The organism is Frankia sp. AgB1.9, from assembly GCF_016786355.1.
GTDB lineage: Bacteria > Actinomycetota > Actinomycetes > Frankiales > Frankiaceae > Pseudofrankia.
Map to the genome: position 1 here is coordinate 16,109 of NZ_JADWYX010000078.1, position 20,567 is coordinate 36,675.

Genomic DNA, 20,567 nt, shown 5'->3' on the forward strand with positions numbered 1-20,567 from the left:
TATCTAACGGCCGGTGTAGTTCGGTGCCTCGACTGTCATCTGGATGTCGTGGGGGTGGCTCTCGATCAGCCCGGCGGTGGTGATCCGGACGAGCTGGCCGTGGTCCTGCAGGTGGCGGACGGTGGCGGCACCGGCGTAGCCCATGCCGGCGCGCAGCCCGCCGACGAGCTGGTGGGCGACGGCGGCCAGCGAGCCACGGTAGGGCACCTGGCCCTCGATGCCCTCGGGGACGAGCTTGTCGTCCGAGAGCACGTCGTCCTGGAAGTACCTGTCCTTGGAGTACGAACGCGCGCCACCCCGGCTGCGCATCGCGCCGAGCGAGCCCATGCCGCGGTAGGCCTTGTACTGCTTGCCGTTGATGAAGATCAGCTCGCCCGGGCTCTCGTCGACGCCCGCCAGCAGACTGCCGAGCATGACGGTGTCCGCGCCCACGGTCAGCGCCTTGGCGATGTCGCCCGAGTGCTGCAGGCCGCCGTCGCCGATCACCGGGACGCCGTGCGGGCGCGCCGCGCGGGCCGCCTCGTAGATGGCGGTGACCTGGGGGACGCCGACGCCGGCGACGACTCGGGTGGTGCAGATCGAGCCGGGGCCCACGCCGACCTTGACCGCGTCCGCGCCCGCGGCGACCAGCGTCGCGGCACCGGCCGCGGTGGCCACGTTGCCGCCGATGACGTCCAGCGGCCGACCGGCGATGCCCCGCGGCCACTCCGCCTTGATCCGGCGCACCATCTCGGGCACCGCCCGCTGGTGGCCGTGCGCGGTGTCGACGACCAGAAAGTCCACGCCGGCGGAGACCAGCGCCTGGGCGCGCTTGAACGCGTCCTCACCGACGCCGATCGCGGCGCCCACCATGAGGCGGCCGTCGGCGTCCTTGGTGGCCAGCGGGTAGCGCTCCCGCTTGGTGAAGTCCTTGACGGTGATCAGCCCGCGCAGGCGGCCGCGGTCGTCCACGATCGGCAGCTTCTCGATCTTGTGCTGGCGCAGCAGCCGCAACGCCTCGTCGCTGCTGACCCCGACCGGCGCGGTGATCAGCGGCATCGGCGTCATCACCTCGCGGACCGGGCGGGCGAAGTCGCGTTCGAACCGGATGTCGCGGTTGGTGACGATGCCCAGCAGCGTGCCGTCCTCGCCGGTGACCGGCACGCCCGAGATCCGGTAGCGGGCCATCATCGCGTTCGCCTCGTCGATGGAGGCGTCCGGGCCGCAGGTGATCGGGGCGCTGATCATGCCGGACTCGGACCGCTTCACCATGTCGACCTGCTGCGCCTGGTCCTCGACGGACAGGTTGCGGTGCAGCACCCCGACGCCGCCCTGGCGGGCCATCGCGATAGCCATCCGGTGCTCGGTCACGGTGTCCATCGCCGAGGAGACCAGCGGGATGGCCAGCCGGATGTTGCGCGACAGCCAGGTCGACGTGTCGACCTCGGCCGGGACGACGTCCGAGGCCGCCGGCAGCAGCAGCACGTCGTCGTAGGTCAGGCCGAGCATCGCTAGTTTCGTCGCCGGCAGCGCCGTGCCGGCTGCCTGGTCGGCGAGGTCGGGGAGTCCGGTCGGTTCGGCGACGGGCTCGCTGACCGCTGCGGGCCGGGCCGACGTCGAGGCCGCGATCGAGGTCGGGGTGGCGACGGGAGCGTCCATTGCACCTTCCGTTCGGGTTGCGCCGGCCGGCTGCGGGGTTCTTGGGAGACGGGGCGCTGGGAAACCCCGTACAGACATCATGACCCCTGCCGGGCCTGCCCACGCTCGTCGAGCCGGCAAGCCCACACCGTCATCGCGCGCAGACCCGCCTGACCGGCCTCGCCCGGGCCGACATCTGCTGGAAACAACAGTGTGCCGGCGACGATGCCGGTCGAAAGGGTCAGCCACCCCACCATGTGGGCGTTGTCACCAACGAGGCAGTCACTATCGAGGCGGTCACCAACGAGCGAAGGCGCTCAGGCCTCGGAGGCCTCCGAGGCCTCGCAGACGCCGTCCGCGTAGCCGCGGGCGTAGTCCCAGGAGACGTAGCAGCTCGGGTCAGGGGCGAACGCCGGCTCGTGCACCCGGGTCCTGCCCTCGTTGAGCAGATGGCGCAGGTTTCCGGTCAGCAGGTCCCAGTCGAAGTAGTGCGGCTCGGCGCAGCCCTCGCAGTCGACCACCAGCCCGCGGTAGCCACGCGGTTCCAGCAGGGTCCGGAACACGTCCAGATCGCCGAGCTCCGCGAGGACCTCCTCGCGTTCGTGGAGCGAGAGCGGCTCGAGCAGGTCGTCGCCCAGGTCGAGCTGGGCGAGCTCGGACGCCGGGTCCTCCGGATCGTCCGCGAACGGGTCGATGGGCTCGTCGCTCACTCGCTCCACGCTACGCCCAGCGTGGGTCGGCCCACGGAGTGGTCGTGGATCCGGGGATGCCTGAACCTTCGGGTGACTGTCCGGAGATGTCGTCCCGTTTTCCGGCGTCCTGGCCAACGTCCGGTTGTTCCTCCCATCGGGCCGAGAAATCGGCCCGACCAGCGCGAACTCCGACCGGCGGCCCCGGTTGCCTGCTCCGGCGGCGGGTAGCGCCCAAAGAGCTGACTGTTCCGCGCCCGTGGGGTGACGGCACGATTCCGGCTCCGCGACCGCGCCGGCGGGGGGCGTTCCCGCCCGGCGCGGCCGGCTCGGGCCGGGTGAATTTTTCAAGATCGAAAATGGGGTGGGCCGGCCTACGGTGTGCGGGCAACGCAGGTCGCCGCCGCGGCTCGACGGCCGAGGGGCGAACGCTGAGGGGCGAACGAGGGGGGCTCAGCCGATGACCGACGTCCGACGTCTGCCTGGACCCGGCGCGGAGAAATGGGAGTGGCAGTTGCACGGCGCCTGCCGGGGGGAGAGCACCGAGCTGTTCTTCCATCCGGAGGGGGAGCGTGGCCCGGCCCGGGCGGCTCGTGAGGCGGCCGCGAAGGCCATCTGTGCGCGCTGTTCGGTGATCAAGGAATGTGGTGAGCACGCGTTGTCCGCCCGCGAGCCCTACGGGGTCTGGGGCGGGATGAGCGAGTCCGAGCGGGAGGCGATCCTGACTGGCCGGACCCGTCGTGGCGGGGCGCGGCAGACCAGTGTGCCGGTGGGGCACGTCGCGAACCCGGCGGCCGACGCCGTCGACGCCTACCGGCAGGCACCCGTCGTCGCCTGAGCGGGGCTGGCGGTGCCAGATCGCGGGGGCCGGCGGTGTCGGTGGCAGAGGGCCGGCGGTGGCAGGTGCCGGGGGCCGGCGGTGGCCAGATGCCGGGGGCCGGCGGTGGCCCAGATGCCGACATCGCGGGGCCGGCGGCCGGCTCACCCGCGATGGGTGCGCCGACGCTGCACATGGTGAGAGGCTGGTAATGCTCAGTAATCGTGGCTAGGGTGGCCGGTTGCCCAGGCAACGAAAGAGCCCGGTCGGTGCTGGTGCACCGGCCGGGCTCTTCTCGTTCCGCGGTGCCTGCCTAGAAGCCAGGCCCGTGGCTGTGGCCGTGACCGTGGCCGTGCCCGGCCGCGGCGGGGGCCGCCTCGGCCGGCTTCTCCACGACGAGGACCTCGGTGGTCAGCAGCAGCGCCGTGATCGACGCGGCGTTCGCGACGGCCGACCGGGTGACCTTGACCGGGTCGATGACCCCGTCGGCGATCAGGTCGCCATAGGTCAGGGTGGCCGCGTTGAAGCCGTGGTTGACCGGCTGCTCGGAGACCTTGGACACGACGACCGGGCCGTCGAGACCGGCGTTGCGGGCGATCCAGTGCAGCGGCGCGGACAGCGCGGACCGCACCAGCCGAACCCCGGACCGCTCGTCACCGGTCTTGCCCAGGTCGCCGTCCAGCGCGCTGGCGACGTGCACGAGCGCGGAGCCGCCACCGGCGACCACACCCTCGTCGATCGCCGCCTTGGTGGCGGAGACCGCGTCCTCCAGACGGTGCTTCTTCTCCTTGAGCTCGACCTCGGTGGCCGCGCCGACCCGGATGACCGCGACGCCGCCGGCGAGCTTCGCCAGCCGCTCCTGCAGCTTCTCCTTGTCCCAGTCGGAGTCGGAGGCCTCGATCTCGGCCCGGATCTGCTTGACCCGTGCGGAGACCGACTCGGTGTCGCCCGCGCCGTCGACCAGCGTGGTGGTGTCCTTGTCGACGACGACCCGGCGGATCCGGCCGAGGTCGGCGAGGGTGGCCGCGTCGAGCTTGAGGCCGACCTCCTCGGCGATGACCTGGCCGCCGGTGAGCACGGCGAGGTCCTGCAGCATCGCCTTGCGGCGGTCACCGAAGCCCGGCGCCTTGACCGCGACGACCTGGAAGGTCTTGCGCATCGCGTTGACGACCAGGGTCGACAGCGCCTCGCCGTCGATGTCCTCGGCGATGATCAGCAGCGGCTTGCGCTCCTGCACCACCAGCTCGAGCACCGGCAGCAGGTCGTTGAGCGCGCCGATCTTGCCCGGGTGCAGCAGCACGAAGGCGTCCTCGAGGACGGCCTCCATCCGCTCCTGGTCGGTGACGAAGTACGGGGAGATGTAGCCCTTGTCGAACTGCATCCCCTCGGTCAGCTCGAGCTCCAGACCCATGGTCTGGCTCTCCTCGATGGTGATGACACCATCCTTGCCGATCTTGTCGATCGCCTCGGCGATGAGCTCCCCGACCTGGGTGTCCTGGGCGGAGATCGCGGCGACCTGGGCGATCGTCTCCTTCGAGCTGACCTCGATGGCCGCGTCGAGCAGCGCCTGGGAGACCGCCTCGACGGCCGCCTCGATGCCGTGCTTGAGCGACACCGGGGCCGCGCCGGCGGTGACCTCCTTGAGGCCCTGGCGGACCATGGCCTGGGCCAGCACCGTCGCCGTCGTCGTACCGTCGCCGGCGACGTCGTTGGTCTTGGTCGCGACCTCCTTGACGAGCTGGGCGCCAAGGTTCTCGTGCGGGTTGGTCAGCTCGACCTCACGGGCGATGGTCACGCCGTCGTTCGTGATGGTGGGAGCGCCGTAGGACTTGTCGAGGACGACGTTGCGCCCGCGCGGGCCGAGGGTCACCTTGACCGTGTCGGCCAGCGTGTTCACCCCGTGCTCGAGCGCGTGGCGCGCGTCCTCGCGAAATGTGAGGATCTTGCTCATGTGGTTGCGGTTCCTCCCGCTGCCGGTCCCCGGCAGAACGCCGAAGGGCGTATCCCGGGCGCGATGCCGACATTGTCGGAACCCGCCCGGGATACGCCCAGGCCGAACTACTTCTCGATGATCGCGAGGACGTCGCGGGCCGAGAGGACGAGGTACTCCTCGCCGGCGTACTTGACCTCGGTGCCGCCGTACTTGCTGTACAGCACGACGTCGCCGACCTTGACGTCGAGCGGGACGCGCTTGCCGTCCTCGAACCGGCCCGGGCCCACCGCGAGAACCTTGCCCTCCTGGGGCTTCTCCTTGGCGGTGTCCGGGATCACGATGCCCGAGGCGGTCGTGGTCTCAGCATCCGACGGCTGGACGACGATCCGGTCCTCGAGAGGCTTGATGGCAACCTTGGTGGCGGTCGTCACGATCGACCTCCCCTTCCTACGCTGGATGAGAGAGCGACCCTGGCAACCTGCCGCCGCGGGTGAACAGGCGCCGTATGTCGCTGGCACTCTCACGTGCCGAGTGCCAACTTAGCATTAGTGTCGCACTCGTCAACCGACCCGGTCGGATCAGTGGCTGTGGGGCGGGCGCTTGTCCAGGGTCGGGACCTGGGGTGCGTTTCGTCCGGTTCGGGCGCCAGGGCGCCCTCCCGATTCGTCTGGGTTCGCCGGTTAGGTGACCGGTTGAGCTAGAGGTTCGACGTTGCTGAGCGCCGGTCGGGGGGCGAGTCGTGGCCCGCGTGTCGCGCCGGGGGGTGGCTGGCGGGCTGGTCCAGCCACGTGAGGGGGCCGTCGAGGTCGGCGAGGGCCGCGGCGATGCCGTGGGCGACGTCGCCGTTGAACGGGAGCGAGTGGTGGCCGAGGCCGGGCACCGTGACGTTCAGGCCGACGAGATCGGGATGGTTCAGTGCCGCCGACTCGGGCCGCACGACCGAGTCCAGCCCGCCGCCGATCGAGAGGAACCGGGTGCCGCAGCTGGACGCGGGCTCGGCCAGCTCCGTCAGCAGCGGCGAGCCCGGCCGCAGCGACGCGACCAGCCGGTACGGGACCACCCGGGGCACCAGGTGGGCCAGCCGGGTGCCGCCGTGCGGGGTGCCCAGGGTGACCAGCGTGTGCACGCGCTCGTCGCCGGCCAGCCGTTGGACGTAATAGCGGGCGACCAGCCCGCCGAGCGAGTGGGCGACGACGTGGACCTGCTGGTAGCCGGTCCGTCCGCAGATCTCGGTGACGGTGACCGCGAGCATCCGCGCGGCGGTCGGCACGTCGATGGCGTACAGCGGCAGGTTGACCGTCTCGACGTGGCCGAACCCGCGGCGGCGCAGCGTGCGCTGCAGCCGGGCGAAGATCGAACGGTTGTCGACCAGCCCGTGCACCAGCAGGATCGGCATTCCGGCCGCGGCCGGATGGCCGATCAACAGGCCGCGTTGCAGCGGCGCCAGCCCGGCCAGGCTGTAGCGGTCCGCGGCCGGCGCGCGGCCCGCCCGGACCCCCGCTGGGTAGAAGGCCACGTGGGTGGCGAGGCTGGCCGCCTCGGTGACCAGCCCCAGCATGGTCGCCGGTGCCGCCCCGACCCGCCGCGTCAGCGCCCGGCCGACGTCGAAGGGCGCGGTCGCCACGTCCCGGGTGGCCCGCCCGGCGGCGTTGCCCAGGTGCCCTAGCTGGTTGCGCAGTCGGATGGCGATGACCGGAGATCACTTTCTGGCCAGGGGCGGAGCCGGTGTGCTGGTTGGGGACGTCAGGTTACAGACGTCCAGGTAGCCCCGTCGACCATTTCCGCCGCCTGGCGGAGAGCCGAACGCCCTGGTCAGAGCCATGGAGAGGGCCGAGCGTCGCGGCGACGGCCGCGGCGAGCGCCGCCGGCTCGCCGGAGCCGAGCACGCCCTCGGCGAAGCCGAGTCGGCGCAGGTCGGTCGGCCGCAGGCCACCGAGGTCGGCCGCCCGCTCGGCCGGGATGCGCAACGTGGTGGCCGCCCCCTCCGGGGCGAGTGCCGTCAGGTAGCTGTCCGGGGCCATCAGCAGGACGTCCACGCAGGCCGCGGCCAGCGCTCCGCCCGAACCGCCCTCGCCGACGACGACGCAGATGGTCGGGCTCGGGCAGGCCAGCACCGCCCCCATCGCCGCACCGATCGCCGCGGCGACGCCGCCGGCCTCGGCCGCCGGGCTCGGGTCGGCGCCCGGCGTGTCGACGAAGGTCACCAGCGGGAGCCCGAGCCGGCCGGCCAGGTGAGCGGCCCGCTCCAGCAGCCGGAAGCCGGCCGGCCCGGGGGCCGTGCCCGGCGTCGCAGCCAGCGCCACGGCGACCACGCCGGTACCCGTGGCGTCGGCGAGCAGGCCCAGCCGGGCCCGCACCGTCGCGTCGCCGCCCGCGAGCTCGACGCCGCGCGGCACCAGTGCGTCGAGCGCGGCGCCGGCGGTGGTCCGCCCGGGCGCGCGAGCGGCCTGGACCTGCTCCCAGCCGCGCCGCACGGCGGTCCCGTCGTCGACACCGACTTCGGTCGGACCGGCGTCGCCTGAACCGGCCGGTTTCGCCGTCACGGCGGCGAGCGCCGTCGCCAACCAGGCCTCGACCTGGTCTGGCTGGGCGACGACGTCAACGTGCCCGGCCGCGAACGCCGACTCGGCGGTGTGGCTCGAACCGTCGAGGGCCGTGCCGGTGACCGCCGTGACGACCCGGGGGCCGGCGAACCCGACCGTCGCTCCCGCGACCGCGCAGCGCAGGTCGGCGCGGGACGCGACCGTCACCCACACGCCGCCGGTCGTCGGCTGGTCGACCACGGCCAGGTGCGGCACGCCGGCCTCGGCCAGGCGCATCGCCGCGAGCGCCGCTCGTGGCAGCCCGACCAGGCCGGCCACGCCCTCCTGCAGCCGGGTGCCGCCGCTACGCAGGAAGGACAGCAGCGGCAGGCCCGTCGTGGCCGCGTGCTCGGCCGCCGCGGCGAAGGTGGCCGCGTCGACCTCGCCGAAGCTCCCGCCGTACACGGCGAACTCCCAGACCGCGACGACGCAGTGAGCGCCCGCGACCGTCCCGTCGCCCCACCAGACCGCGGGTCTCCCGGTGTAGTTCGGCCAGTCGATCCGGTTGGGCGCGGGCGGCGACGGTGGCCGCGGGCTGACCGCGGCGAGCAGGCGGGCGCGCCAGTCGGCCGGGGCGGGTGGGCGGTCCTGAGCCGGTTCGGGGCACGGTTGCTGGCCCCGCTCGGCATGGCGGTCGGCCGACGTCGGATGGCGATCGGTCATGTCCGCATCGTCAGGCCCGGCGGGTGGCCGTGTCGCCGTCCCGCGCCGAATGTCACTCCGCGCTGTGGACTCGCTGGCCAGCGGGCTGCTCTGGTCCCGTCGACCGGTCTGGCGGCGGTCGGGAAACACCATGGGTTTGGACGTGACAACCCGGCGTGTGCGGTAGCGGCGTCGCCGTTGGCATACTGTGCAAAGTCACCATCATGCCGGTAGCGGCTGAATGCGCGGCTTGTGACGCAACGCCAAGTCGACTGGGCTCGTCGGCAGCGCGCGGCCAGCGCGAGGGGGGCCATGCTCACACCGCTCACCGACGACGATCCCACCGCCATCGGCCCGTACCGGCTGCAGAACCGGATCGGCGAGGGCGGGATGGGCACCGTCTATCTGGCATTCACCGAGCGTCGCGAGCCTGTCGCCGTGAAGGTCGCCTCGGCGGAGCTCGCCGAGGACGTGGAGTTCCGCCGCCGGTTCCAGCGCGAGGTGCGGGCCGCGCAGCGGGTTCGCGGTGGCGCGGTCGCCGCCGTGCTCGACGCCGACACCGAGTCCGAGCGGCCCTGGATGGTCACGGAGTACGTCGAGGGCATCAGCCTGGCCGACGCGGTACGCCAGCGCGGGCCGCTGACCGAGCGGCTGGTGCGCGGCCTCGCGGCCGGCCTGGCCGACGCCCTCGTGGCGATCCACGAGGCCGGCGTGGTGCATCGCGACCTGAAGCCGTCCAACATCCTGCTGGCCTGGGACGGCCCTCGGGTGATCGATTTCGGGATCGCCCAGCTCGATGGCAACGCCACGCTCACCCGCACGGGCCACGTCGTCGGCACGCTCGCGTGGATGGCGCCCGAGCAGATGCGGGGCGAGCAGGCTGGGCCACCGGCCGACATCTTCTCCTGGGGCTGCTGCGTCGCCTACGCGGCGACCGGCCGGCATCCGTTCCACGCCGACCGCGCCGAGGTGCTGGCCTTCCGCATCCAGCGGGAGGGGCCGGACCTCGAGCACCTGCCCGACTACCTGCTCGCGACGGTCATCCCGGCGCTGGAGAAGGAACCAGGCCTACGCCCGTCGGCCGCCGGGCTGCTCGCCAACCTGAGTGGCCACCCGGTGCGCACCATGAGCGAGGCGCATCGGGCGACCGAGACCGTGCTGGAGCGGGACTGGACCGGTCAGCTGCCCGGTCGGCCGGCTCGGCGCCCGGATCCCGACCCGCGGCTCGCCGCCCGCCACGGTGGGGCATTACCTGCGCCGGCCGGGCCGATGTCGAGGCCCGTGCCGGCGACCTGGCGGCCAGCTCCGGCTCCCGCGTCAGGGGCCCGGCCGGTGGCCGCGGCGCTGGACCAGCCGCGCCCGGGTGACGTCCCACCCGCCGGCCGGCGTCCCGACGCCCCGCGCCCCGACGCCCCGCGCCCCGACGCCCCGCGCCAGACCGGCCCGAATCCGCTCGGCCAGCGGCTGCCCGACGGTTACCCGCCCGGGCAGCCCGGCGCCCAGCCGCCGCCACAGCCGTGGTCCGGTGGGTACCCCGCCGGACCAGCGCGGGCCGAGCCTCCCCGGCCCTCGCCGCCGCGGCAGCCGAACGCCCCCGAGCAGTACCCGCTTCCCGCCCAGGACCCGGACTGGCGGTCGGCGCGGGCCGGGTCGCTGGGTGTCCCGCCACCGGCTGACGCGTATCGGGCGGCCCCGCCACGGCCTGAGTCCTACCGTCCGGAACCGGCCGGTGGCGGGTACCGGCCGATGCCGGCCGCGGCCTCCTACCCGCCGGCGCCGCCCCCGTCAGATTCATATCGGCCCGCGGTGCCCCCGCCCGATCCGTATCGGCCCCCGCCGCCGACGGGCAATGGACACAACCCCGCGTTGCCGATGGGCGACGGGTACCGCGCCGCGTTGCCGGCGGGCGGTGGGTACCGGCCTTCGCTACCGCCGGCCGGCTCGGCCCCGGGGACTCCGTACCCGCTGCCCGCGGGCGCGCCTGTTGACCCACGGCGGCCCCGACCGCCGGTGGCCGGGAGACCTCCTGGCGCTGAGGAGGTCGTCGGCGGCGGGAAATCGGTTCCCGTCGGCGGCGCGGCGGCCTGGAACGTGCCCGCGATGCTGTCGGCCGCGCTCTCCGTGTGCTGGCTGTTCGGGCTCGGCAGCGTGGCCGGCGTCTATCTCGGCTACCGGGCCCGGTCCGCCGCCCGGTCCGTCGCCCGGCGTGGTGACCGCCTGGCCGCGGTGGGCATCATGCTCGGCTGGCCCGGGATCATCGTCGCGATGATCTTCCTTGGAGTGGCCGCCGGTCGCGGCTGACCGGGTATTCGGCGCGGAAACGCCATGCGCCGGCCGACCATTTCAGAGAGTCGCGTGATGTGAGATCGGACATACGCCGACGTCGGTTCTGTTCCGGCTGAGCCGGTTGTCGTTCGCCGGCGGGTAACCCGCCAGGTGAGTTCGATACCACCGACATCCGGGGGCGGCCAGGCATTTTGTACGGTTCTGCCGCGCGTGCATGGGCGGCGCGGCTGTGTCGGTGTGTCAGACGGTTACGTCGATGCCGGCCGCGGGCCGCCCAGGCGGCGCGGTGTGGGTCACAATCGGCACCCCTGCGAAGTGGTGGTGCCGTCCGTGGCCTGGACCGCGCAGGCGCGCGTCACGGCGGGTGCGTCGATAGGCTCGCATCCGTTCCGTGCATCCCCTGACCGACCGCACCCCACTGGACGGACCGTGGATCTCTTCGAATACCAGGCGAAGGCCCTCTTCGCCGAACATGGCGTCCCGGTGCCCACCGGCAAGACCGCCGCCACCCCGGAAGAAGCCCGCGCGATCGCCGCGGAGCTAGGCGGCAAGGTCGTCGTCAAGGCCCAGGTGAAGGCCGGTGGCCGCGGCAAGGCCGGCGGCGTGAAGGTCGCCGACGGGCCGGACGACGCCTTCGAGAAGGCCAGCGCCATCCTCGGGATGGACATCAAGGGCCACACCGTGCACTCGGTGCTCGTCGAGCAGGCCAGCAACATCGCGGAGGAGTACTACGCGTCGTTCCTGCTGGACCGCGCGAACCGTACCTTCCTGGCGATGGCGTCCCGCGAAGGTGGCATGGAGATCGAGGAGGTCGCCGCCACCAAGCCCGAGGCGCTCGCCCGCATCCACATCGACCCACTGGCCGGCGTCGACCTGGCGAAGGCCCGTGAGATCGCCGTCGCCGCCAAGCTCCCCGAGGCCGCCCTCGACGGCGCCGCCGAGCTGCTCACCAAGCTCTGGGAGGTGTTCGTCAAGGCGGACGCCACCCTGGTCGAGGTCAACCCGCTGATCCTGACCAGCGAGGGCACGGTCGTCGCTCTCGACGGCAAGGTCTCGCTGGACGAGAACGCCGACTTCCGGCACCCGGAGAACGAGGCGCTCGTCGACAACTCCGCGGTCGACCCGCTGGAGCAGAAGGCGAAGGAAAAGGGCCTCAACTACGTCAAGCTGACCGGTGAGGTCGGCATCATCGGCAACGGCGCCGGCCTGGTCATGTCGACCCTGGACGTCGTCACCTACGCCGGTGAGGAGTTCGGCGGGAAGCGCCCGGCGAACTTCCTCGACATTGGCGGCGGCGCCTCGGCCGAAGTCATGGCGAACGGCCTTTCGATCATTCTTTCCGACCCGTCGGTGAAGAGTGTCTTCGTCAACATCTTCGGCGGTATCACCGCCTGTGACGCGGTCGCCAACGGCATCATCAAGGCGCTCGAGCTGGTGGGCGACATCACCACCCCGCTGGTCGTCCGCCTCGACGGCAACAACGCCGAGGAAGGCCGACGCATCCTCGCCGAGGCCAATCTCCCGGTTGTGAAGCCGGTCGACACCATGGACGGCGCGGCCAAGCTCGCCGCCGAGCTCGCCGCCGCCGCGGCCTGAGTCGAGAAGGAATACAGCTCACTATGGCCATCTGGCTCGACGAGAACAGCCGGATCGTGGTGCAGGGCATCACAGGTTCGGAAGGCAGCAAGCACGCGAAGCGCATGGCGGCATCTGGCGCGAAGATCGTCGCCGGGGTGAACGCCCGTAAGGCCGGTCAGTCCCAGGACGGCGTACCGGTGTTCGCGTCCGTCGCCGAGGCGATGGAGCAGACCGGCGCCGACGTCTCGGTCATCTTCGTCCCGCCGAAGTTCACCAAGGACGCGGCGCTCGAGGCGATCGACGCGGAGATCCCGCTCGCCGTCGTCATCACCGAGGGCGTGCCGGTGCACGACACGACCTCGTTCTTCGCGACGGCGCAGGCCAAGGGCAAGACCCGGATCATCGGGCCGAACTGCCCGGGCATCATCAGCCCCGGCAAGTCGAACGCCGGCATCATCCCGGCCAGCATCACCCCGCCCGGGCGGATCGGCCTGGTCAGCAAGAGCGGCACGCTGACCTACCAGATGATGTACGAGCTGCGCGACTTCGGCTTCTCGACCGGCGTCGGCATCGGTGGCGACCCGGTCATCGGCACCATCCACGTCGACGCCCTGGACGCCTTCGAGGCGGACCCGGAGACCGACGCGATCGTCATGATCGGTGAGATCGGTGGTGACGCCGAGGAGCGTGCCGCCGCGCACATCGAGGCGCACATCACCAAGCCGGTCGTCGGCTACGTCGCGGGCTTCACCGCTCCCGAGGGCAAGACGATGGGTCACGCCGGCGCGATCGTCTCCGGTTCGTCCGGTACGGCGCAGGCCAAGAAGGAAGCGCTGGAGAAGGCCGGGGTCCGGGTCGGCAAGACGCCGTCCGAGACCGCGCGTCTGATGGCCGACATCATGCGCTCGCTCTGACCAACGACCCCGGTGTGGCCGCGACGTGGCCACACCGGGGTGGTCGGCGGGCCCGGGCGCCCAGATAGCCCGCGGCTCGGCCGGGTGGCAGGCTTCGTCAGGTGCGGCGCCTCGGCATCGGGTTCGGCGGGACGCTGGTCCGCGTCGCAGTCAGGGATGGCTGTCATGGTCCTGACCGGCCCCGGCGCGAATCCGGGATAATACGGTAGGACTTTCGTGGCGATGCTTGCTGAATCAGAGGCCGCGCCGCGGCGATGCCGGATGCCGTGACGCTGGACAGAGCGGGGTTGGTCCCAATGGTCAAGATCGCTGGTCGCGATGTCGCAACCAGTGACGTCGGCATGGTCGCCGCCGGCGCGGTCGTGTTCATTGCGGGCTTCCTGCCCTGGATGCGGGTCGATTACTACTACTACCGCGGTGCCAGCCATGCGGGCTGGGCCTGCGGATTCTTTCCGGTTGTCGCGATTCTGCTCTCGGTCAGCGTGGCCGGGCTTGTCGCCGCACGGAGCTTCGGCGGCGTGCGGGTCCCGCAGCTCGGCCCGGTGGGCCCCGCGCTGCTCAATGTGATCCTCGGCGGCGTGGCGACGTTGTTCGTCCTCATCCGTCTCGTCAGCGTCAGCCCGTATGACCCGGGTATCGGGCTCTATTTCGGTCTCATCGGCGCGGCCGTCCTCACCGCCTTCGCCGCGATGGGACTGCTGTCCAGCGGCGAGTCGATTCCGGGACGCGGCCCGAGGCCCCCGGCGGCCCCCTTCGGCGCGCCGCCGCCGTACGGCCAGCCGCCCTACGGCCAGCCGTATGCCTACCAGCAGCCCCCCGGTGCCCCGTACGGGCAGCAGCCGAATGCTCCCTACGGCAGCCAGCCGACGCCCGCTCCCGGCTACGGCCAGCCCACGCCGGCCCCCGGCTATGGGCCGTCGACCCAGCCGACCGGCTACGGCCAGCAGCCCCCCGCGACGCCATATTCGCCCTACGGTCAGCCGGCGCCCTACGGCCAGCAGCCGCCGTCTCCCGGGTACGGTCAGCCGTCGGCGCCCGGCCACGGAACCCCGCCGCCGGGCTACGACCCCGGGTCCCAGGAGCCGCCGGCGGGCGGCCAGCCGTACGGGCAGCAGCCTGGCTAACGTGCCCCGCCGGCTCGGTATCGGCGGCGATTTCTGCTGGATCGGGTCGATTTCCGGGCGATGACCCGGCGTGTTGGAACGACCAGTCGGCGGGGACATGCGAGCGTCGTCCCCGTGGCCCACCCCGTCGCGTCCCGCGGTAGCGCGGTGGTCCGGCGCAGCCGGGCCGCTCGGCTCGCCTACGCGTTCGGGGTATCCCTGCCAGGCCCGGTCGCGGCCGGCGCCGCCGGCCTGGTCGCGGTCGAGCTGCTCGTCCTGATGGCCTGGGGCGCGGATACCAGGGCCCAGGCCGGGGCCGGTTCCGCGCTGCGGGTCGGCGCCGACCTGTGGCTGCTCGCGCATGGTGCCTCCCTGCGGCTGCCGGCCGGCGCCGTCCACTTTCATCCGCTGGGCCTTGTCGTGATGCCCCTGCTGGTCGCAGGGTCCGCGGGGTACCGGCTGGCGGCGGCGCGCGCCGAGCAGCACTCGCTGCTGCAACGCGCGATGGCCGGCCGGCGCAGGCTCCCGATCCGGCCCGGAGCCACCCTGGCCTCCGGCACCGTGAGACCAGCCGCGGCGAAGGCGGCCGCGAGCGCACCCAGCCGGGTCTCGCGCCGCGCCGCGGCCCTGGACGTGGTCGCGGTCGTGGTCGCGCAGACCGCGCTGGTGCTCGCGGTCTGCCTGGCGGCCTCGGCGCCGGCCGCGCGGCCCGCCGTGGGCTCGGCGGTGGCTGGCGCCATCGTGCTGAGCGGGCTCGGGGCGACCGCCGGTGTGCTGGCCGGCCACCGCCGGGTCCGGTCGGCGTGGCGGCTGGTGCCGGCGGTGCTTCGGGTCCCGCTCGCCGCGGGCTGCGCGGGGACGGCCGCCCTCGCCGCCGTCGGCGCGCTCGGCCTGTGCGTCCTGCTGATCGCGCGGGCCGGCAGCGTGGCCGCCGCGGCGAACGGTCTCGGCCCCGGGGTGGTCGGCGGTTTCGGCCTGTTCGCCGGGCAGCTCGCGGTGCTGCCCAACCTGGTCGTCTGGGGGGTCTGCTACGCGCTGGGGATCGGCTTCGCGGCCGGTCCCGAGCTGACCCTGACTCCCACCAGCGCCGCCCCGGGCAGCCTGCCCGACCTGCCGGTGCTGCGGCTGCTGCCGACCGCGCCCCTGCCGGGTTGGGCCTGGCTGGTGCTGGCTGTCGCGCCGCTCGCCGCCGGCGTGGCCCTGGCGCTCACGGTCCGGCGCGGGAGCCCGGGTGGTGCGTTCGGCGGCCGGCTGAGCATGGTCTGCGCCGGCACGGTCGTCTGCGCCCTGCTGGTCGGCCTGCTGGCCGCCGTTTCCGGCGGCGGGATCGGCGCGGGCGTCGCGGCCCGGCTGGGACCGGCGCCCGGGTGGGCGATGCTCGCCACGTTCGTCGAGGTGGGGATGGCCGGGGCCCTGGTCACCAGCGTCGCCGAGCTGGTCCGCCGACGCTGACCCGGACTGGCCCGCCACGTGTCGGAGCTGGTGGCTACGGTGAGCACGTCCGGGTGGCCGCGGCGAGCGGCCACGCGCCGGAAGGAGCCCGCCGTGACCCTGCCAGCACCATCCCTGCCCGCGCCGCTCATGTCAGCGCCGCCCTTGCCGGCACCGCGCCTGCCCGCCACGCACCCGGTCGCGACGGTCCGTCGCCCGACGGCGGCTCAGCTGCGGGCTCAGGCGGCCGCGCTGCGGGTGCTGGGCTGGACCTACCGGCGGATCGCCGTTCACTGGCAGCGCGCCTACCGGCTGAACGCCAGGCTGGCCTTCCGGCTCGCCCACGGCTGGACCCAGGACCAGGCCGCCCGCCAGTGGAACGCGCGCTGGCCGGCTGACCCGAAGAACGACAAGGCATTCAGCTACTGGGAGAGCTGGCCGGCCCGCGGCGGCCGGGCACCATCCCCGGACACGTTGCGGCGGCTGGCCGAGCTGTACCTGTGCCGGCCCGGTGACCTGCTCGACGGGTTCGACTACAGCGCCTTCGATCCCGTCGCCGGCGGTTCGGCCGAGCTCACCGGCCGCGGCGGCATGGCCCGCGACGGCCGGGGGCCTGGTGGCGCTGCCGGGGCCGCTGGGGCGTGCCGCGGCCCGGTGCCCGGCTGCGCATCCGACCCGGACTTCAAGCTTGACCCGGACTTCAGACTCGACCCGGACTTCGAGCTCGACCTGGGCCTCGGCTTCGGGCAGGAGTTCTGGCACCAGGACGACGAGGCCGGGCGGCTCGCGTGCTCCGGAGCGTCGCGGCCCGCCAGTCAGTACAGTCGAAGGTCGTTGTAGGCCGCCGCGGCCACGGGCTGAGCCGGCCGTCAGGGCCGTTCACGGTTCCGGGTGCATCCGGCGGCCGCTTTCGCCCGTCCCCCGGCCGCCCGGTCCGGGGGAGGGCCTCCCGACTCGCGTCGCCGAGCCTGGGAAAGACCTGGGAGATGAGCCTGCTGCCTTCGCAGACCGACCCCGCTCGCCTGGTCGTGCTCGCGTCCGGCGCGGGTACCACCCTGCAAGCGATCCTGGATGCCTGCCAGGACCAGGCCTTCGGCGCGCGCGTCATCGCGGTGGGAACCGACCGGCCCGACACCGGCGCGCAGCGGCGGGCGGCCGACCTCGGCGTGCCGGTTTTCACCGTCCAGTTGGGCGACCACGCCGATCGGGACGCGTTCAACGCCGCCACCGCCGAGCGGATCGCCGCCGCGCGCCCCGACCTCCTGGTGCTCGCCGGGTATATGAAGATCCTGGACAAGCAGGTCATCGGGCGGTTCCGCACGGTCAACACCCATCCGTCGCTGCTGCCGTCGTTCCCCGGTGCGCACGCGATCCGGGAGGCGCTGGCGCATGGCGTGAAGGTCAGTGGGGTCACCGTCCACTGGGTGGACGAGGGTGTCGACACCGGCCCGATCATCGCCCAGGCGGCGGTCGACGTCCGCCCGGGCGACACCGAGGACGACCTGCGCGACCGAATCCAGGCGGTCGAACGTGGGCTGTACGTCGCAACGATCGGCAAGATCGTGCGTGGCAGCGCCTGAAGGTGCCGGCGGGAGACCGCCGCTTGCCGGTGACGGCGGGTGTACGCGCGGGACCGGGCGCCGGGGCGAACCGCCCCGGGCCGGTGAGAGGCCTGGGCACCGACGCCCCGCCGGCGGACTGAGCCGGCGAGCCGACAAGGAGGAAGCATGACGAAGCCGCAGGACGCGACGGCGGTCCCGTCCGGCGACGGCCCGGCGGCACGGTCATCGGCGGGCGATTCCACGGCCACCGCCGGCACCGAGGTGGTCGCCACCGGGCGTCGCCGCCTGCGCCGCGCGCTGGTGAGCGTCTACGACAAGTCCGGGCTCGGTGAGCTGGCCGAGGCGTTCCTGGCGGCTGGCGTGGAGGTCGTCTCCACCGGCTCCACCGCCCAGGTGCTGGCCCGCCACGGCCTGGCCGTCACCCCGGTCAGCACCCTCACGGGCTTTCCCGAGGTGCTCGACGGCAGGGTCAAGACGCTGCACCCACGGGTGCACGCCGGCCTGCTGGCCGACCTGCGCCTGACGGAGCACGCCGAGACGCTGGCCGAGCTGGACATCGAGCCGTTCGACCTGGTCGTCGTGAACCTCTACCCGTTCCGGGAGACCGTCGCCTCGGGCGCGACCGAGGACGAGGCAGTCGAGCAGATCGACATCGGTGGCCCGGCGATGATCCGGGCCGCGGCGAAGAACCACCCGTCGGTCGCCGTCGTGGTCGAGCCGGGTGACTACCCGGCGCTGATCGAGGCGGTGCGCGGCCCCGGTTTCGACCTGCCGGCCCGCCGCCGGCTCGCCGCGCGGGCGTTCGCCCACACCGCCGGCTACGACGCGGCGGTCGCCTCGTGGTTCGCCAGCGTCGTCGCACCGGACGAGACAGCGACCGAGACCGGCTGGCCGGACGTGCTCACCGCCCAGTGGCACCGCTCGGACGTGTTGCGCTACGGCGAGAACCCGCACCAGCGGGCCGCGCTCTACGTCGCGGCCGACGACCCGACGCCTGGGCTCGCGACCGCGCAGCAGCTGCACGGCAAGCAGATGTCCTACAACAACTACACCGACACCGACGCGGCCCGCCGGGCCGTCTACGACTTCGCCGAGCCGGCGGTAGCGATCATCAAGCACGCCAACCCTTGCGGGATCGCCGTCGCGGCGGACATCGCGGCCGCGCATCGCAAGGCGCACGCCTGCGACCCGGTGTCGGCGTTCGGGGGCGTGATCGCGACCAACCGGCCGGTCACGGTCGAGCTGGCCGAGCAGATCGCCGAGATCTTCACCGAGGTCGTGGCCGCACCGGGCTACGAGCCGGGCGCGGTCGAGGTGCTGGCCCGCAAGCCGTCCATCCGGCTGCTGCAGTGCGCACCGCCGCCGCATCCGCGCGGCGTCGAGCTGCGCCAGGTCTCCGGCGGGCTGCTGTTGCAGTCCAGGGACGCGCTGGACGCGGCCGGTGACGAGCCGTCGACGTGGACGCTGGAGGCCGGCACCCCCGCGGACGAGGAGACTCTGGCCGACCTGCATTTCGCCTGGCGCGCGATCCGGGCGGTGAAGTCCAACGCGATCCTGATCGCCTCGGCCGGGGCGACGGTCGGGGTCGGCATGGGCCAGGTGAACCGGGTCGACGCCGCCAAGCTCGCGGTCAGCCGCGCGGGTGACCGGACGAAGGGCGCGGTCGCGGCGAGCGATGCGTTCTTCCCGTTCGCGGACGGCTTCCAGGTGCTCGCCGAAGCCGGGGTACGCGCCGTCGTCGAGCCGGGTGGCTCGGTCCGGGACGAAGAGGTGGTCATAGCCGCGCGCGAGGCCGGCGTGACCCTCTACTTCACCGGCGTGCGCCACTTCGCGCACTAGACGGGCTGCCGAGCGTCGTCCTGGCCCGCTGGTCGGGCCGGGACGACGCGGGCCGCTGTCCGACAGACGTCGGACGGCGCCCGCCGGACGGCTCAGCCGCGGCGGCCGGAACCGCCCGGACCGCCCCGGCCTGGGTCGTGGCGTCGATTGGGGTCGCGACGACCGCCGGCCCGGCGTTCCCGCCGTGTGCGCGGGTCCGTGGGCTGGCCGTGCTCGTCGCCGGCCCGGCTGACCTCCGGGCGCGACGGCAGAGCGGGTGTTGCGTGCTGGTCGGTGGCGCCGGCCGGCGGACCGCCTGGTCCCGCTGACCCCTCAGGGGCGGCAGGGGGCGGCCGCTGGCCGGCGCCAGCGCTTCAGACGCTCGTCGACTCCGCGGCGGTGGTGCCACGGCGGGCCGCGCCGGTGGTGCTGGTCGTCGTCGTGGCCGAGCTGGTGCCGGTCGCCGGAGTGGCGGTGGCGGTCGCTGCGGTGGCCGGGCCGCCGGGCGCGTCGCTGTTCGGCACGTAACGCTGCGAGACCCAGTCGAGCGCCTCACGCCAGGAAGCGCCGTAGAGGACCGAGATACGGTCCGCGGTCTGGCGCGCCAGGGCCTGGACGAACACGCGGTCGTCGCTGTCGAGATGGCGGGCGTCCCCGAAGGTCTCCCACGCCCGGAACATCAGCTCCTGAAGCTTCTTGCTGTGTGGCGACTCGTCTGCCACGTCACGCTCCTCCTGCTGTGGGACCTGACGGGGCAGTCTGCCCTAGTCCGTGTCAGTGCCGTGCGGTGGGGGGTGCTTGCCGCGAGTGGGTGGGTGTGCCGGGGAGTCGGCTGGCTCCTTACACTGCGGGCGTGGCCGGACTGGGCGTAGCACCGTGAGCGCGCGACAGCCGAGGCCCGTGCCTGACGCGCTGCGGCAGCAGCCACTACGACCTCAGGGACCGGCGCAGCTGCCACGCCCGGGCGCGGCGACCACCGTTGGCGATGGCCGTTCCGGCTACCACGAACCCCCACCGGCCGGTTCGCGCGCCCGGGCGAAGGCGCAGCGAGCCGCCGAGCGCCGCCGTTGCGGGCCCTGGTTCGTGCGTGAGTTCGCCCTGACGGCGGCCCTGGCGGGTGTGGTCGTGGGAATGATCCTGGTTGTCGCGCAGAACCGGTGGCGGGTCGGGCTGTTCGGGATCGGCACCGTGCTCCTGGTGCTGGCGGCGGCGCGGCTGGTGCTGCCAGCCCAACGGATGGGCCTGCTCGCCGTGCGCGGCCGGCTGTTCGACACTCTTCTGCTGACCGTGCTCGGTGCTGCCGTGATCGGCCTGACCCTGACGGTCCCGCTCCCGATCCCGGCTGCCTAGCCGCGAACGCGGACCGCGGCGCGGGCCCGGCACCGCCCGATCGGCGAGTGCCGGCTGCAATCTCGCGCACACAGCGCCACCGGCCACCCCGTGCGCGGGGTAGCCTCGCGGGCGCCGCCCATGCCACCTGGAGACGCGATCACGTCGCTGAACCGTCGCCAGGCCGCCGCGCGTGACGCTCGCCGGCTCTTCGACGCCCTCTCCGGTGCCGTGACCCGTCATCGGCTCCCGCGGGCCGGCGAAGA

General features: G+C 73.3%; 17 protein-coding genes. 10 read left to right on the top strand and 7 right to left on the bottom strand.

Annotated features, from left to right (window positions below; genetic code table 11):
- Positions 1 to 3: 3 nt before the first annotated feature.
- Together guaB and I6A60_RS26880 are read right to left on the bottom strand one after the other, a co-directional pair.
- Positions 4 to 1,638: an IMP dehydrogenase gene (gene guaB / locus I6A60_RS26875; protein WP_238436314.1), complete on the bottom strand. Its 1,635-nt coding sequence runs from the start codon at positions 1,636 to 1,638 to the stop codon at positions 4 to 6.
- 296 nt (positions 1,639 to 1,934) lie between these two features.
- On the bottom strand, positions 1,935 to 2,327 hold the full coding sequence (locus I6A60_RS26880; protein WP_013427270.1) for a DUF5319 domain-containing protein: 393 nt from the start codon (positions 2,325 to 2,327) through the stop codon (positions 1,935 to 1,937).
- A gap of 439 nt (positions 2,328 to 2,766) precedes the next feature.
- Between I6A60_RS26880 and I6A60_RS26885 the strand changes: the two genes are divergently transcribed.
- The gene (locus I6A60_RS26885) at positions 2,767 to 3,144 is read left to right on the top strand and encodes a WhiB family transcriptional regulator (protein WP_203020111.1); all 378 of its coding nucleotides are present in this window, start codon (positions 2,767 to 2,769) and stop codon (positions 3,142 to 3,144) included.
- A 292-nt stretch (positions 3,145 to 3,436) separates the two neighbouring features.
- Here I6A60_RS26885 and groL read toward each other — a convergent pair whose 3' ends face one another.
- The 4 genes from groL to I6A60_RS26905 all read right to left on the bottom strand — a co-directional run bounded on the left by groL (position 3,437) and on the right by I6A60_RS26905 (position 8,301).
- The gene (groL, locus tag I6A60_RS26890) at positions 3,437 to 5,074 is read right to left on the bottom strand and encodes a chaperonin GroEL (protein WP_203041852.1); all 1,638 of its coding nucleotides are present in this window, start codon (positions 5,072 to 5,074) and stop codon (positions 3,437 to 3,439) included.
- Positions 5,075 to 5,181: 107 nt separating this feature from the next.
- Positions 5,182 to 5,490: a co-chaperone GroES gene (groES, locus tag I6A60_RS26895; RefSeq protein WP_041261824.1), complete on the bottom strand. Its 309-nt coding sequence runs from the start codon at positions 5,488 to 5,490 to the stop codon at positions 5,182 to 5,184.
- Between the two features lie 263 nt (positions 5,491 to 5,753).
- Entirely contained in the window at positions 5,754 to 6,680 is a 927-nt protein-coding gene (locus I6A60_RS26900; protein ID WP_203020109.1) for an alpha/beta fold hydrolase, read from the bottom strand.
- Positions 6,681 to 6,804: 124 nt separating this feature from the next.
- Positions 6,805 to 8,301 carry a carboxyl transferase domain-containing protein gene (locus I6A60_RS26905; protein WP_203055727.1) on the bottom strand — a complete coding sequence of 499 codons (1,497 nt, stop codon included), beginning with the start codon at positions 8,299 to 8,301 and terminating at the stop codon, positions 6,805 to 6,807.
- Positions 8,302 to 8,592: 291 nt separating this feature from the next.
- Between I6A60_RS26905 and I6A60_RS26910 the strand changes: the two genes are divergently transcribed.
- The 8 genes from I6A60_RS26910 (at position 8,593) to purH (ending at position 18,993) form a co-directional block, all read left to right on the top strand.
- The gene (locus I6A60_RS26910; protein ID WP_203020107.1) at positions 8,593 to 10,581 is read left to right on the top strand and encodes a protein kinase; all 1,989 of its coding nucleotides are present in this window, start codon (positions 8,593 to 8,595) and stop codon (positions 10,579 to 10,581) included.
- 414 nt (positions 10,582 to 10,995) lie between these two features.
- The gene (gene sucC / locus I6A60_RS26915) at positions 10,996 to 12,162 is read left to right on the top strand and encodes an ADP-forming succinate--CoA ligase subunit beta (RefSeq protein ID WP_203020106.1); all 1,167 of its coding nucleotides are present in this window, start codon (positions 10,996 to 10,998) and stop codon (positions 12,160 to 12,162) included.
- A gap of 23 nt (positions 12,163 to 12,185) precedes the next feature.
- Positions 12,186 to 13,058: a succinate--CoA ligase subunit alpha gene (sucD, locus tag I6A60_RS26920; protein WP_203020105.1), complete on the top strand. Its 873-nt coding sequence runs from the start codon at positions 12,186 to 12,188 to the stop codon at positions 13,056 to 13,058.
- A 296-nt stretch (positions 13,059 to 13,354) separates the two neighbouring features.
- Positions 13,355 to 14,182: a hypothetical protein gene (locus tag I6A60_RS26925; RefSeq protein WP_238436316.1), complete on the top strand. Its 828-nt coding sequence runs from the start codon at positions 13,355 to 13,357 to the stop codon at positions 14,180 to 14,182.
- Between the two features lie 114 nt (positions 14,183 to 14,296).
- Positions 14,297 to 15,613 (top strand): DUF6350 family protein, encoded by a 1,317-nt coding sequence (locus I6A60_RS26930; protein WP_203020102.1) that lies wholly within the window; start codon positions 14,297 to 14,299, stop codon positions 15,611 to 15,613.
- Positions 15,614 to 15,706: 93 nt separating this feature from the next.
- The gene (locus I6A60_RS26935; RefSeq protein WP_203020100.1) at positions 15,707 to 16,432 is read left to right on the top strand and encodes a helix-turn-helix domain-containing protein; all 726 of its coding nucleotides are present in this window, start codon (positions 15,707 to 15,709) and stop codon (positions 16,430 to 16,432) included.
- A 146-nt stretch (positions 16,433 to 16,578) separates the two neighbouring features.
- Positions 16,579 to 17,172 carry a phosphoribosylglycinamide formyltransferase gene (purN, locus tag I6A60_RS26940; RefSeq protein WP_203020098.1) on the top strand — a complete coding sequence of 198 codons (594 nt, stop codon included), beginning with the start codon at positions 16,579 to 16,581 and terminating at the stop codon, positions 17,170 to 17,172.
- A gap of 147 nt (positions 17,173 to 17,319) precedes the next feature.
- Complete coding sequence (gene purH, locus I6A60_RS26945; RefSeq protein WP_238436318.1) at positions 17,320 to 18,993, top strand: bifunctional phosphoribosylaminoimidazolecarboxamide formyltransferase/IMP cyclohydrolase; 1,674 nt, start codon at positions 17,320 to 17,322, stop codon at positions 18,991 to 18,993.
- A 353-nt stretch (positions 18,994 to 19,346) separates the two neighbouring features.
- Here purH and I6A60_RS26950 read toward each other — a convergent pair whose 3' ends face one another.
- On the bottom strand, positions 19,347 to 19,694 hold the full coding sequence (locus tag I6A60_RS26950; protein ID WP_203024035.1) for a hypothetical protein: 348 nt from the start codon (positions 19,692 to 19,694) through the stop codon (positions 19,347 to 19,349).
- Between the two features lie 178 nt (positions 19,695 to 19,872).
- Here I6A60_RS26950 and I6A60_RS42975 point away from each other — a divergent pair, with 178 nt between their 5' ends.
- Positions 19,873 to 20,322 (top strand): DUF3017 domain-containing protein, encoded by a 450-nt coding sequence (locus I6A60_RS42975; protein ID WP_307873888.1) that lies wholly within the window; start codon positions 19,873 to 19,875, stop codon positions 20,320 to 20,322.
- Positions 20,323 to 20,567 lie beyond the last annotated feature (245 nt).